A 14,752-nucleotide genomic window follows, 5' to 3' on the forward strand; every position below is an offset into this window, starting at 1 on the left:
ATTAACGGTAATGAATAACGTAGTCTGAATGATATGCGTCAGCAGTTTTCGCCAGTCCGTAAGGAGAGCCTTTCTCATCCCTGTAACGTTATTTCTTCAGATCCTTCTTAAACACTGGTTCAGGACAATCACGACCAAAATGTGCAGCCCAGTCAAAAGCTTTACCGTTTTTCACGTAGCGTTGATAAATTAATGCACCGGTTTCTGGATCAAGGTATCTGACCCAACTTGCAGCATGGCATAACACGGCGGCCCATGTCTGGGTTTTGGGGTGAAGTAAATCGGCAGATTGTCCGGCCCATTCCGCAGCCTGCCAGCGGTAATGCAAGAAGTGATTATTTTTGTCAGGTACTGCATTAGCAAAACGACGGTTTTCTTTCTCACTTATCCAGCCGCTATCATTAGTGTAGGAATAAGGTGTGGAATATGCTCCGCTGGTAATAGCATAGTCGGGATACATTTCATAGGCGACGAGTTCGATGCCATTATATCGTAATAATCTTGCCGCCTCGTATTGCGCCTGCGCGCGCTCCTGATTATTGATATTATTATTTTGGCTTTTTTCCATTAAATCTGCCAGTTGCTGCGCCATTTTACGGTAATTTGGAATATCAAAGTAGCTGACGGCTTGCTGATATTGACCATTGCGAATAAACCTTCTGGCCAGTAATGCACGTAATTTTACGTCAGTTGGAATGAGCGTTGGGGGAACGAAGTAACCGCTATATTCTCTGTCATAATCATTTTCAGATGACTGCAAATTAAAGGGTTTTAGCTGTTGGCTGGGCGGTGGTACATTTTTATCAACAAACGTTTTTAACTCCTGTAACGTTAATACACTTTCCCCCACATCAGCTAAATCTGCCCAATAAGTATCTTTGCCTTTATAAAACAGCGTCATTGCTTGCAAGTAATCATCGCGCTTCAACGCCAGAATTGCTTGCTCGCCAGCAATACGACATGATGGCATAATGATCTCATTACCGTGGTAGTAATCACTTTCTGTCATCGGGTTGCCCCACGTTTCATTTTCCGGGAAGAATTTTGCCGCACTGGCATAATAGCGGGTCGCTAAAGGAATATTACCTTCACGCAGCGCCATTTTTGCGTTTAACCATTCGCGGAGGCCGCTTTCTGGCGCATCCTCTAATAAGACTTTCGTTAACGAGTAATCACCATTACGATAAGCTAATGCCGCCAGTCGATCGCTATAAGAAAATCCTTTTATCCGATGGTTCACCAACAAGTTGATCAATTTTTCACGTTGTGTTGTGCAGAAATATTCACTGTTTTCGGTAATGCACCCATCCTGGCTATACCCTCTGTCGTGACGAATAAAAAGCTCTGCGATGACCAGTTTCTGAACTATGGGATCATCAATAATATTTTCTAAAAGGGCGAAATTTTTTTCATTTGTCAGATACAGTGCAATTCTGCGTAATGAGATTTTACCTACGGGGGAACCTTGTGCAGCCTGTTGCGCATAATATGTGATGGCTCCATTCATATCTGCTTTATTCAGCCGGTAAAAACCTAACTGCCCCAAGCTGGCGAGAGAGAGTTGTTCGGGGTCTGGCTCACCATTGCGAACTTCTTCTATAATTTGTTGATAAAGTTTAATCCCCTTTATGGATTCCTCACTATGATACGCGCCAGTATTATAAGCTAACTCGTTATTTTCACCTGAATCGAATATTTTACGGGCCTGGGTATACATTGCCTTCAGCCGCCATTCACCTTGTTCGCTTTTGGGTAAGGCTAATAATTTATCGAACCAGGGGCTGTCATAGATGAAGTGATAAAAGTCTATGGCTCCCAGATAATAGAGTCGTTCTGCTGTAGGTAGTTTTGTCTTCAGTTTCTCTGCTAACTCTTGTAGACGTTTTTCGCGAGTGTAATGCTGATAATCGGTATCCTTTTGCGTTTCTCTGTACTGATAATAGTCCTCTAAATCGTTTGGTTCGATCTCTGGCTGCCATAAAGGTAAACGTGGATCGCGTTCGACTAAATGGCGAGCTTCATATATGAAACTGCCATTAGGCATTTCTGTTAATGTGTGTTGTCGATCATGCAAAAGTGAGTTCGGCGCATAAGGCCCGCAAGCATAAGCGTTCTCGCAAATGAGCGTGAATAACACAACGCTGGCAATCCGCGATATCTCATGGCGTAACATTAAACTCTCCTTGTAGTTTTTGATTGCAGCGCGCCCATCCCAGCGGACTGCTTTCTCCGGCGCGCAGTTGCCTGGCGCTTCCTCTCACAAAATTCAGGCTGGATGGCCCGGGTTGCACCTGATAGTGGCTGGCTCCATCAGCGAATAGACAATCTGCATTGGGCAGAATTATTTTTTTTGGCAACGGCGCATCAATTTCGCCGCTGTTTTTAATAGCCAGATCAAAAAGCTGTTCGTCTGCATGTTGAGCAATAATTAACGACCAGCGTGGGGCCAGCGGTTGATGCTGAATCACGGCTTCCAGCGTCGTCAGTGACCAGGCGCGGCGATCGCCTGCTAGCGGTAGCCGAAACCATACCAGCCCCTGTAATCCACGCGGTGGTTGCTGTTCTAAATATTGAATGAAATCGGCAATGGTTTGCGGTGACACACTTAATTCACGCATCTCTTCGGCAACGTATAACGGAGCTTCACTCTCGACGCGATTATCACTGGTAAGCGCAGAACCGTAAGCGGGCAATGCGATGAAAAAAGGATGCGTGGTTTGTCTGGTATATTGCTTTACCCAACGCTGCGCCAGACTGGCATCTAACAGGCCTTTTTCGGGCGAAAGCACGTTATGTACCTGTAAAACCGAAGAGTCCGCAATGCGCAATAATCGGGCGAGATGTGGTGATTCAAGCCAGGTCGGCAGGGCGGTAACGCTAAGTTTTATATTTGCAGGAAGCGTCTGATGTAACGCACTAAGAAGTGTCATATATTCCGGCAATTTTGCTGTTGGCGCGTCATAATCAATTTCCACACCTGCCAGCGTAACCCCTGCCTTTTGCCACTCACGTAGGGTCTGTTGAATATGCTGGATAACTTGCTGGTTATTAAACCGTGTAAGCTGGCCATCGAGTCGCGCGACCAGCCAGACCGGGCGACCATCTTGCTTAATAAGTGAAGTATTAACCGTAAAGTGTCGGATGCCTTCTTGCGGGTGAAATTGCATCCCAAGTATGCGTAGCGTAGAGAAAAGTGGGCGGCTTCGTTTTAGTGCCTCGTTATGTTCTGCTGTCCAGACGCGTTGCCAGATATAGACTTGCTGATCAAAGCGAAGCGGTTGTGAAGGGGTAAATAAAATATGCAGCCCGTAGCCCAGGCCGATCAGAAGAAGTGAAGCTGCAAAAATCCTTTTGCAAGATGGCATATTGTTACGGCATTACGATTATCAACAGGCTGATAGTGTACCGCTGTAACTATTAACGGAGAACGAATATCTATCCGTTCTCCGTCAAAAACCATTATTCCGGCATTGCTTCACGCGGGATAATCGCGCCGCGATACTGAATAACGGTACTTGCAGTCAAATGCCCACGTTTCGCGGCATCTTCCGCACTACCGCCTGTCAGACGTACCGCCAGATAACCGGCGCTGAAAGAATCACCCGCAGCGGTGGTATCGATCACTTTTTCTTTCGGTAGTTTCACCGCCGGAACATCCACTAACCCTTCACCAGCAATGGACACCAGGCAAGAATCTGCTCCGCGTTTCACCACCACTTCTTTCACGCCCGCTTTATGGGTGCGCGCAATGACGTCTTCCACCGGTTGTTGACCCCACAGCGCGTCTTCATCGTCCAGCGTCAGGAAGGCGATATCCGTGCATTCCAGCATTTGCTGATACACCTGCTGCGTCTCTTCTTTGCTGGCCCACAGGCGCGGACGGTAGTTATTGTCGAAAATCACTTTTCCGCCATTGGCGCGGCATTCGCGCAGCAGGGAAAGCAGTTTTTCGCGGCTGGTTGGGCTTAAAATCGCCAGGCTAATCCCGCTAAGGTAGAGATAATCGAATTTCGCCAGCTCTGCGCAAATCGCCGCTGACTGCTCGCTTTCCAGCCAGAATTTGGCCGCGGCTTCGTTACGCCAGTAGTAGAACGTACGTTCGCCAGTGTCATCGGTTTCAATGTAGTAAAGGCCCGGCAGGCGGTTTTCCATCCGTTGGGTCAGGGAAGTATCAACGTTCTCGCCGTGCCAGGCGTCCAACATCTGCTGACTAAAACTGTCCGTTCCCAGCGCCGTCACGTAATGAACGGTTAATGCCGCAGGATCGACCTGACGGGCGATATAGACGGAGGTGTTCAGGGTATCGCCGCCGAAACCGCGCTTAACGTCTGCGCCTTTCTCGGAAAGCTCAATCATGCATTCGCCAATCACGGCAATCTTTTTGGACATAGTCGTGAACCTGATCTGTAAAAAAATTAGCGTTAGTTTGCGCTGTGGTGGTTTGTTGGTCAACTATATTAAAACACTGTTCCATTATTTTTTTGAGCCAGAACGTATTCCTGGACGATTTCGCCGCAGGACGGGCAAATTTAGCCGCTTCGGGCGGTAAAGTTCTGGCGTTGCGCGCCGATAACATTTGTCGAGTCCGGGCAGCATCACTTTTAAACACAGGACATCTTCGATGATAAGGCAGGTTATTCAGCGAATAAGCCATCCTGAAGCAAGTATCGAAAGCTTGCAGGAACGACGCTTTTGGTTGCAGTGTGAACGTGCTTACACCTGGCAACCGATTTACCAGACATCCGGTCGGTTGATGGCCGTAGAGCTATTAACGGTCGTTACTCATCCCGAGGATCCTTCGCAACGATTGCCGCCGGATCGTTATTTTGCTGAAATCACCATCAGACATCGTATGGATGTGGTGAAAGAACAGATTGATTTGCTGGCGCAAAAAGCCGTGTTCTTTGTTGAGCATGGCCTGCTGGCATCGGTTAATATCGATGGTCCGACACTTCTCGCCCTACGTCAGCAGCCGGAAATTTTGCGTCAGATTGACCGCCTTCCCTGGCTGCGTTTTGAACTGGTAGAACATATCCGCCTGCCAAAAGATTCAACCTTTGCCTCGATGTGCGAATTTGGTCCGCTATGGCTTGATGATTTTGGCACTGGGATGGCAAATTTCTCCGCGCTCAGTGAAGTCCGTTATGACTACATTAAAATCGCTCGCGAACTGTTTGTGATGCTGCGCCAGTCGCCGGAAGGCCGCACGCTCTTTTCGCAGCTTTTACATCTAATGAATCGCTATTGTCGCGGGGTGATTGTCGAGGGCGTGGAAACGCCGGAAGAGTGGCGCGATGTACAGAACTCGCCCGCATTCGCCGCACAAGGCTGGTTTCTTTCGCGTCCGGCACCGATAGAAACGCTGGATACGGTGGCTCTGGTGGTGTAGCCGCCTCATTTTCCGCCTGGCTGGACTATCTTTAGGACTGGCCCAGGAAGAATATGAGGAAGCGAACTATGAGCAAGGCAGGCAAAATAACCGCCGCGATTTCAGGTGCTTTCTTGTTGTTGCTCGTCGTGGCGATCATTTTGATTGCGACTTTTGACTGGAATCGACTCAAACCGACCATCAACCAGAAAGTCTCTGCGGAGCTGAATCGCCCGTTCGCTATTCGTGGCGATCTGGGCGTGGTATGGGAGCGGCAAAAACAGGAAACCGGCTGGCGCAGCTGGGTGCCGTGGCCCCATGTACACGCGGAAGACATCATTCTCGGCAACCCGCCAGATATTCCCGAAGTCACAATGGTGCATCTGCCACGGGTAGAAGCAACGCTGGCCCCTCTGGCGCTGCTGACCAAAACGGTCTGGCTACCGTGGATCAAACTGGAAAAGCCCGACGCACGCCTGATTCGCCTCTCAGAAAAGAATAACAACTGGACGTTTAATCTCGCCAGCGATGACAACAAAGACGCGAATGCAAAGCCGTCGGCGTGGTCGTTTCGGCTGGATAATATTCTGTTCGATCAAGGGCGGATCGCCATTGATGACAAAGTAAGCAAAGCGGATCTGGAAATTTTTGTCGATCCATTAGGCAAGCCGTTACCGTTCAGTGAAGTCAGCGGATCGAAAGGTAAGAACGAGAAAGAAAAGGTGGGCGATTATGTTTTTGGCCTGAAGGCGCAGGGACGTTATAACGGCGAACCGCTCACAGGCACGGGAAAAATTGGCGGCATGCTGGCGCTGCGTGGCGAAGGGACGCCGTTTCCGGTACAGGCTGATTTCCGCTCTGGTAACACCCGTGTTGCTTTTGATGGCGTAGTGAATGACCCAATGAAAATGGGCGGCGTCGATTTACGGTTTAAATTTTCCGGCGATTCGCTGGGCGATCTCTATGAACTGACGGGCGTTCTGCTGCCTGATACCCCACCGTTTGAAACCGATGGTCGGCTGGTAGCGAAAATCGATACGGAAAAATCGTCGGTCTTTGATTATCGTGGCTTTAACGGGCGTATTGGCGATAGCGATATTCACGGTTCTCTGGTCTACACCACCGGTAAGCCACGGCCAAAACTGGAAGGTGACGTCGAGTCTCGCCAATTGCGGCTGGCAGATTTAGGGCCGTTAATTGGCGTTGATTCCGGTAAAGGGGCGGAAAAGTCGAAACGGTCTGAACAGAAGAAGGGCGAAAAAAGCGTTCAGCCTGCGGGCAAAGTGCTGCCGTATGACCGCTTCGAAACCGATAAATGGGACGTCATGGATGCCGATGTTCGATTCAAAGGCCGTCGTATTGAGCATGGCAGCAGCCTGCCGATTAGCGATCTTTCTACCCATATCATCCTCAAAAACGCTGACCTACGCCTGCAACCGCTGAAATTTGGCATGGCGGGCGGCAGCATTGCGGCGAATATTCATCTGGAAGGCGATAAAAAGCCGATGCAAGGGCGGGCAGATATTCAGGCTCGTCGACTGAAACTGAAAGAACTGATGCCGGATGTGGAATTGATGCAGAAGACGCTGGGGGAAATGAACGGTGATGCGGAACTACGCGGTAGCGGTAACTCAGTGGCGGCGCTTTTGGGGAACAGTAACGGTAACCTGAAACTGTTGATGAATGACGGGCTGGTGAGCCGCAACCTGATGGAGATTGTCGGGCTGAACGTCGGTAACTACATTGTCGGTGCGATCTTCGGTGATGATGAGGTGCGGGTGAACTGCGCGGCAGCAAATCTGAATATTGCCAATGGCGTGGCGCGTCCGCAGATTTTTGCTTTTGATACTGAGAACGCGTTGATTAATGTTACCGGCACGGCAAGTTTTGCTTCGGAACAGCTGGATTTGACTATTGATCCGGAGAGTAAAGGGATTCGGATTATCACACTGCGTTCGCCGCTGTATGTGCGTGGGACGTTTAAAAATCCGCAGGCTGGGGTGAAAGCCGGACCGCTGATTGCCCGAGGTGCCGTTGCGGCGGCACTGGCAACGCTGGTGACGCCAGCTGCGGCCTTGCTGGCGCTGATCTCGCCTTCCGAAGGGGAGGCTAATCAGTGCCGGACGATTTTGTCGCAGATGAAGAAGTGATGGAAATTGCCGGATATCTGGCATCCGGCAATTAAACAGATTTAGATTGTTGGCAAAGTGCGCTTTGTTCATGCCCGATAAGCGTAGCGCATCAGGCTTTTCAGTCTTATTACAACGACTGATGTCGCGTCTCATGCGTCAGCAGCAGGGCGATTAACGTCAAGCCAGCCATTGCCGCCAGATATAACCCCACCGCACCTAACCCGTAGTTAGTTTGCAACCAGGCCGCGATATACGGCGCAACGGAAGCCCCGAGAATCGACGATACGTTGTAAGAGAATGATGCTCCGGTGTAACGCACTTCTGTCGGGAACAGCTCTGGTAACAGCGCGCCCATCGGCCCGAAGGTCAGCCCCATCAGGCTTAACCCCAGCAGCAGGAAAGCAAAAACCAGAATAGGATTGCCAGAACCGAGCAGTGGATTAAAGGCGAACAGCGCGAACAGGATGATTAGCGTCGTGATGATCACCATGCTTTTACGCCGCCCAAAGGCATCGGCCAGCAATCCGGCTACTGGTACCATCACGCCAAAACCAATAACTGCCATCATCAGCATCCACAGCACTTCATTGCGCGGCAGGCCAAGCCCAATTGGCGCGGCGGCGGTACTGAAGGTCATTGAGTAGACGGTCATGATATAAAACAACGTGTAGGTTGCCAGCATGATAAAGGTGCCGAGTACCGTGACGCGCACGTGTTTGGTCAGCAGAGTACCCAGCGGGATCTTCACCTGCTTTTTCGCTTTAGCGACTTTCTCAAACACCGGTGACTCATGCAGCGACACGCGAACATACAGGCCGATAATGACCAGCACCGCCGAGAAGATAAACGGCACGCGCCAGCCCCAGCTCATAAACTGCTCATCAGTCAGCAGCCAGGAAAGCAGCAGAAAAGTGCCGTTAGCAAAGAAGAAGCCAATCGGTGCGCCCAGCTGTGGGAAGGAGCCGTACAGCGCACGTTTACGCGGTGGTGCGTTCTCGGTTGCCAACAGCGCTGCGCCACCCCATTCACCGCCTAATCCCAGACCTTGACCAAATCGAGCCAGTGCCAGCAGCAGCGGGGCGAAAATACCAATCGTGGCGTAGCCCGGCAGCAGACCAATCACCACTGTTGAAATCCCCATCGTTAGCAACGAGGCGACCAGCGTCGCTTTACGCCCAACGCGATCGCCGAAATGACCAAATACGGCAGAACCGATTGGGCGTGCGACGAAAGCGATGGCGAAGGTGGCGAGCGATTGTAGCGTCGCTGCCGCCGGATCGCCCTGCGGGAAGAAGATATGCGGGAACACAATAACGGCCGCAGTGGCGTAAATGTAGAAGTCGAAGAACTCAATGGCCGTGCCAATGAGGGAGGCGATAAGGACTTTATTACGTGAGTTTATCGGCTTGTATTCTTGCTCGTTGTCGAGTGTTGTGGCTGTTGCTTGCATAATCTTTTCTTATTTTTTGGCGAACGAATAGCCATATTACGCACAGCAAAAGTGATATTTCAATGTGTAACAAATCGCGGAAAAGGTTAAAAACCAGGCAAAAAGCGGATAATGTTTAGACTAGTGATTTTTCTTCTATGAAATGCTTCGCACAATTTCATAAATGGTGGATAAAACTGGTTTCAGGTTAAATAAAAGTTACCAACTGGATTTATATGCTGGGTTTATGAGTTGATGTGAAATTGTTGGCTCCCGAAGAGATGGCTGAAGAGGTCCAGGGGAAGAGTTTCAGGTGGTTATGTGCGCATCATAGCCGGATGCGATGCTGGTGCATCTTATCCGGCCTACGGGGAGCCAGGTTGAATAAATTCGTAGGCCGAATAAGGCGTTTACGCCGCATCCGACCTATTTTAATGCTGCGTTTTCCCCGGCATTCGCGGGTCGTCTTTGTATTCGGCGGTGGCAATCCACGCCGCGCAAAACAACGTCAGACGGGCAAAGAAGTAAAAAAACGCCATCAGCCCCAGCACGGAACCAAATGCCGCGCCAGACGGGGATTTCATCAACGATGGCAGGGTATACGTCATCACGATTTTAATGACTTCAAAACCAATAGCCGCGATGAATGTTCCACGAATCAGCGCCTTTTTACGCGGGCGATGACGCGGAAGACGCCAGAAGATCCAGAAGAAAAGCAGATAGTTGGCGAAGATAGAAATCGCCATGCCAATCAACCGCCACGTCGGTTTCAGCCACTCAATACTGTTAAGGTGCAGGGCGCTAATAATCATTTGCTGCGCCGAACCGGCAACCGAGGTTATTGAAAGCGTGACAATCAGCGCAATCAATAAACCAATCAGCGAAATAAAATCACGCAGATACTTAACCCAAAACTTCTCCTGATCTTGCGGTGAACGTTCCCAAACATCACGCGATTGAGCGCGAATTGCTTCACGCAAATTTCCCATCCAGTTGATCCCGGAATAAAGCGCCACCGCCAGGCCGACAAGCCCTACGGTCGTTCGCTGCTGAACGGCGGTGTTGATGGTATTTTTCAATGTGGCCGCCAGCGTCGGATCGCTGATGTTTTGCAGAATTTTGTCGAAGATATCCTGCAGCAGCATCGGATGGGAGGCCAGCACAAAGCCCCCTGCGGCAAACGACACCATCAAAATCGGGATCATCGATAAAAACGAGAAATAAGTGATTGCCGCGCCAAACTGGTTACCCAGCCGATCATTGAAGCGTTCTGTCGCGCGTATCAGGTGCGCGATGATGGGGTGACGTTGGACTTTCCCGGCAGTGGTGGTGACGGTTTCCAACGCCTGACTGACTTTGCTGCCTTTATCGCTATTATCCAGATGTTTAATTTGCTCGTGCTCCAGATCCTGGGTGGGACGTTTGATCTCGTTTTCCTGCGTCATCCGCTCTTTTGTCCTTCTGTCGTTGTCTGTCTTAAAAAGTATAGTCGGTCAGTCCAGGTGCTCTTTTATTACGCCAGCCAGCCACTGCATAAACAGATTTACACGGCGGGAAAGCTCCCGACGCTGGGGATAAACCAGAGAAATGGATAGCGGCTCGGCGCGGTAGTTGGGCAACACTTCAATAAGCCGCCCGGCGCGTAGGGCTTCGCGTACGGCGACGCGGGGGATTTGAATGATACCCAGACCCGCCAGGCCGGCGGCGAGATAGGTTTCGCTACTGTTTACCGTCAACATGCCGCCGGACTTAAACCACTGGACGCCATTACTGGTGGCAACCTCAAAACCTAATGGATGCGCGCCCAAATGCGGCGTGTAATGCACCACTGCGTGCGAAGTCAGATCGTCCACACTTTGCGGATAACCAAAACGCGTCAGATAGTGCGGGCTGGCACAGTTGACCATTGTCAGTCTGCCGAGGGGGCGGGTAATAATACCCTCGTCGGGCAACGAGCCCGTGCGCATCACGCAATCATAGCCATCACGAAGAATATCAATCGCCCGGTCACTGCTACTTAATTCCAGTTCAATCCCTGGGTATTGATGAAGAAATTCTGGCAGGCGCGGCAGCAACAGGTTTTTCGCAATTCCGAGCGGGATATCGACGCGTAATTTGCCGCTGATGCTGGTGGTATCCTGCTGAAACAGGCCGTCCAGTTCGTTGAGATTACTCAACACATCTTTCGCTCGTTGGTAATAGGTCATGCCGTCGGGGGTAAGTTTGACCCGCCGCGTAGTGCGATGCAGCAACTGGGTGCCAAGCTGATGTTCCAGTGCCTGTATCTGGCGCGAAACACTTCCCTTTGGCAAAGCAAAGAAATCCGCTGCACGGGAAAAACTTTCCAGCTCTGCGACCTTAATGAACAACTGCATTGCGTGAATTTTATCCATTTCTTTGACCGATTGTTGTTCACAGCGAAACAGTAACGCGCATATCGCATTATTTATTGTTTTTTCTAGCATCTAATGCAAGGTTTCACAATGTAGTAATGATTAATACCGGTGTTTTTTAGAAGGAAATGGCTGATAAGCTTCACTGGAAAGGAAAATTAACGCTTGAAGGACTGTCTTTTCAGCAATTTCCTGCAAAATAGTAAATGCAGTATTGGCTTTTCGTGCGCAATTTAATCATTTTGCGGTCAGGTATTTAGCCAGCTCTCGCGAAAATCACAGTTTATTTGAATGCTTGTCAGACGAAGATATAAGGATTTCCTCAAAAATGTTTTAAATAATGCCCTCGACATGTAATTTCAGGCTGTCAGCTGTAACTATTTATATCGGTAACTATTTTCCACATTGCATATCTGTAGAATGGCCACCGCCAAATGGCGAATTCTTATTTTGCCTCTCGGGTAATACCCTTCCCCTACTTAAGAGTTTTAACGTATCCAGGTGGAGATTCAGTAATGCATATAATCATGTTTGACAGGCAGTCAATATTTATTCACGGAATGAAAATCAGCTTACAGCAGCGTATTCCAGGAGTGAGTATTCAGGGCGTCGATCAGGCAGATGAACTGTGGCAAAAACTGGAAAGCTCCCCTGAAGCCTTAGTCATGCTTGATGGCGATCAGGATGGTGAGTTTTGCTACTGGTTACTGCAAAAAACCGTAGTGCAATTTCCTGATGTTAAAGTGTTGATAACGGCGACAGATTGCAGCAAACGATGGTTACAGGAAGTTATCCATTTGAACGTGATGGCAATTGTACCGCGTGATTCAGCCGTCGAGACGTTTGCATTGGCGGTAAATAGCGCGGCAATGGGAATGATGTTTCTGCCCGGAGACTGGCGAACGACACCGGAAAAAGACACAAAAGACCTCAAATCGCTAAGCGCCCGCCAACGGGAAATTTTAACTATGCTGGCGGCAGGTGAATCAAATAAAGAGATCGGCAGGGCGTTAAATATCAGTACCGGAACGGTTAAAGCGCATCTGGAATCGCTTTATCGCCGTCTGGAAGTGAAAAACCGCACTCAGGCGGCGATGATGTTAAATATCGCCTCCTGAAGAGGATAGTTTTATAGCCAGCAGGTTGTTAGTGGCTGGCTGTTAAAATATTACGGTTCGCCGTACAAACCTATCAGGCGCCGTACCACACCGTTGGTCCAGCCAAATCCATCCTGCAACGGATATTCGCCCCCGCCGCCCTCACGGGGAATGCCATCGGCAATATGGTATTTCTCGATCAGTTTGTGATGTTCCAGGTAAAACTGGTTCACTGTCTTCAACCAGCTACGCGCGATTTCATCACCCAGATAGTCATCGCCGTACATTTTAAACCCCTGAATCGCCATCCACTGCAATGGCGCCCAGCCGTTGGGTTTATCCCACTGTTCTCCGGTTTCGTACTCGCTCGCCAGAATCCCACCCGGCGTTAGTAAACGGCTACGTACGGCGTTTGCCAGGCGGTCTGCCTGTTCGTGATTCGCCATGCCCACGTATAACGGCACAATAGCGGCAGCGGAAAAGAGGGCTAACTGCTCGCGCCGCCAGTCGTAATCGCGGTAGATGCCGTTTTCATCATCCCAGAGATAACGGTTAACTGCATCGCGGCGGGCGCTGGCTTTCTGGCGGAACAGCGTTTCTGTCTCTTTCTCACCTTTCAGCGCCGAGATGTTGGCAATGGCGCTCTCCAGTTTAAACAGGAAAGCATTAAGGTCGATGGGGATGAATTGGGTAGTGCGAATGCTTGCCAGACGGCCCGCGTCACGTAGCCAGCGTGATGAGTAATCCCAGCCAGAAGCGGCACCTGCGCGTAAATCGCGATACACCTCGTTAGGCGGGCGACCGGAGTGTTTCGCGGTTTCCACATCTTCCAGCCAGGATTCATCGCGCGGCGTGTCGCGGTCATCCCAATAACGGTTGAGCAGGGCGCCGTCCGGCATCCGCACCACATGGCGATAGGCCTGATTCGGAATCAGTGATTCTGCGCCGTCCATCCAGAAGGCATATTCCATTTTTAGATGATCAAGGTAGCGGCGTGCACCGCGCACACCATCTTCTTCAAATAGCTCCACCATCAACGCAAAAACCGGTGGCTGCGAGCGGCTCAAATAATAGGTGCGGTTGCCGTTGGGGATGTGGCCATAGTTTTCTATCATCCAGGCGAAGTTGTCGGCCATGCATTTCAGTAAATCCTCACGCCCGCTCTCTGCCAGCCCCAGCATGGTGAAATAGGAATCCCAGTAGTAGGTTTCGCTAAAACGGCCCCCCGGGACAATGTACGATTGCGGTAGCGCCAGCAGGGAAGACCAGGGAATATGATCCTGGGGTTCGCGGGTTAACACCGGCCATAGTTGGTCGATATGCTCTTTCAGTGAGTTTTGCGGGTCCGATACATACTCGCTGGAGTAGACTTCCGGCTGCCAGAAGTGTTTTTCAACAAACTGGCGTAAGTCGAAATCGCGATGACGGCGCACTTTACGATAGCGGATTAAGATATCCAGCGGGTCCATTTTGGGGGCGCAGTCAGGGAAGGTTTTGCTGTCAGGGAAAATTTTCGCCGACTGGACATGCTCGAACAGTTCGAGATAACGATCGGCAGGGGTCAGCGCATCAGAGGCGGGTAGCCCCTCAATCATCTCGGGTTCTGGCTCTGCCTCCATCATCTCATCCAGTTTTAATTCATACGGATCCAGCTCATAGCAGAGATCGACTTCGATCATCCGTTCATCTGGATTAAGGTTTTGAATTTTCTGATTGAGCATAAGGATCCGACCTCCGAAATTCGTCTCTAATTATCGGGCTTTCCTTTAAGAGTAGTCATTCGCTACGGTCGATGGGGGATGAAGTGTGCGGAAGATCACGTTTATTAATGTGTCAAAAAATATAACCCATTAATATACAAAGAAAATGAGTGATAAACGTTTTTTTGCAAAATTTCATTTTCGGAACATTCACGCTACTCCATGATAAAAGCAGGTGTATCGCTGTTATTACAAATAAGAGTAGCGGTAATCAGTGTAAGAATGCAGAAGGAAGTAAACTCTTTTTGGTTATTAAAATAAATAACAGGAATTCCTTAAATATATATTTAAAATTAATCTGGTGTTTTCTGGTGTAAATATTATTGGTGTTAGTTTGTTATATAGATAAATCAATTTCATGCTTAGGATTTTGTTATTTAAATTATACCTGTAACCCCTTGCGTCCATTCCAGATAAATCCTACTTTTTTATTGCCTTCAAATAAATTTAAGGAGTTCGAAATGGACCAGAAGCTGTTAACGGATTTCCGCTCAGAACTACTCGACTCGCGTTTTGGCGCGAAGGCAATTTCTACTATCGCGGAATCAAAACGTTTTCCGCTGCATGAAATGC

General features: G+C 49.6%; 11 protein-coding genes. 4 read left to right on the plus strand and 7 right to left on the minus strand.

Translation table 11 applies throughout. The features are described 5' to 3' along the window. Positions 1–88 precede the first annotated feature (88 nt). The 3 genes from D9738_RS19480 to kdgK form a co-directional block, all read right to left on the minus strand. A complete protein-coding gene (locus D9738_RS19480) occupies positions 89–2,173 on the minus strand; it encodes a hypothetical protein (RefSeq protein WP_130260940.1) in 2,085 nt (694 codons plus the stop codon). Continuing rightward, on the minus strand, positions 2,160–3,365 hold the full coding sequence (locus D9738_RS19485; protein ID WP_130260941.1) for a DUF3142 domain-containing protein: 1,206 nt from the start codon (positions 3,363–3,365) through the stop codon (positions 2,160–2,162). The genes D9738_RS19480 and D9738_RS19485 overlap by 14 nt, the downstream gene beginning before the upstream one ends. 94 nt (positions 3,366–3,459) lie before the next feature. Further along, positions 3,460–4,389, minus strand: a complete 930-nt coding sequence (gene kdgK, locus D9738_RS19490; RefSeq protein WP_130260942.1) for a 2-dehydro-3-deoxygluconokinase — start codon at positions 4,387–4,389, stop codon at positions 3,460–3,462. A 232-nt stretch (positions 4,390–4,621) separates the two neighbouring features. Here kdgK and pdeH point away from each other — a divergent pair, with 232 nt between their 5' ends. Both pdeH and D9738_RS19500 read left to right on the plus strand, forming a co-directional pair. Beyond that, a complete protein-coding gene (pdeH, locus tag D9738_RS19495; protein ID WP_130210126.1) occupies positions 4,622–5,389 on the plus strand; it encodes a cyclic-guanylate-specific phosphodiesterase in 768 nt (255 codons plus the stop codon). Between the two features lie 68 nt (positions 5,390–5,457). Beyond that, positions 5,458–7,518, plus strand: coding sequence for an AsmA family protein (locus D9738_RS19500; RefSeq protein WP_130260943.1), 2,061 nt, complete (start codon positions 5,458–5,460; stop codon positions 7,516–7,518). Between the two features lie 109 nt (positions 7,519–7,627). Here D9738_RS19500 and D9738_RS19505 read toward each other — a convergent pair whose 3' ends face one another. From D9738_RS19505 to D9738_RS19515, 3 genes are all read right to left on the minus strand, one after another. Next, positions 7,628–8,950 (minus strand): MFS transporter, encoded by a 1,323-nt coding sequence (locus tag D9738_RS19505; RefSeq protein ID WP_130260944.1) that lies wholly within the window; start codon positions 8,948–8,950, stop codon positions 7,628–7,630. Positions 8,951–9,360: 410 nt separating this feature from the next. Then, positions 9,361–10,374, minus strand: a complete 1,014-nt coding sequence (gene yhjD, locus D9738_RS19510) for an inner membrane protein YhjD (RefSeq protein ID WP_130260945.1) — start codon at positions 10,372–10,374, stop codon at positions 9,361–9,363. A gap of 48 nt (positions 10,375–10,422) precedes the next feature. Then, complete coding sequence (locus D9738_RS19515; protein WP_205712938.1) at positions 10,423–11,322, minus strand: LysR family transcriptional regulator; 900 nt, start codon at positions 11,320–11,322, stop codon at positions 10,423–10,425. A gap of 515 nt (positions 11,323–11,837) precedes the next feature. Here D9738_RS19515 and D9738_RS19520 point away from each other — a divergent pair. Then, on the plus strand, positions 11,838–12,440 hold the full coding sequence (locus tag D9738_RS19520) for a response regulator transcription factor (protein WP_130260947.1): 603 nt from the start codon (positions 11,838–11,840) through the stop codon (positions 12,438–12,440). 50 nt (positions 12,441–12,490) lie between these two features. Here the strand turns inward: D9738_RS19520 and D9738_RS19525 are convergent, their stop codons facing one another. Then, positions 12,491–14,140: an alpha,alpha-trehalase gene (locus tag D9738_RS19525; protein WP_130210136.1), complete on the minus strand. Its 1,650-nt coding sequence runs from the start codon at positions 14,138–14,140 to the stop codon at positions 12,491–12,493. Positions 14,141–14,640: 500 nt separating this feature from the next. Here D9738_RS19525 and D9738_RS25250 point away from each other — a divergent pair. Next, on the plus strand, positions 14,641–14,752 hold a 112-nt coding region (locus D9738_RS25250), incomplete at its 3' end, for a hypothetical protein (protein WP_240730938.1).

Source organism: Escherichia sp. E10V5 (genome assembly GCF_004212315.1).
Taxonomy (GTDB): Bacteria; Pseudomonadota; Gammaproteobacteria; order Enterobacterales; family Enterobacteriaceae; genus Escherichia.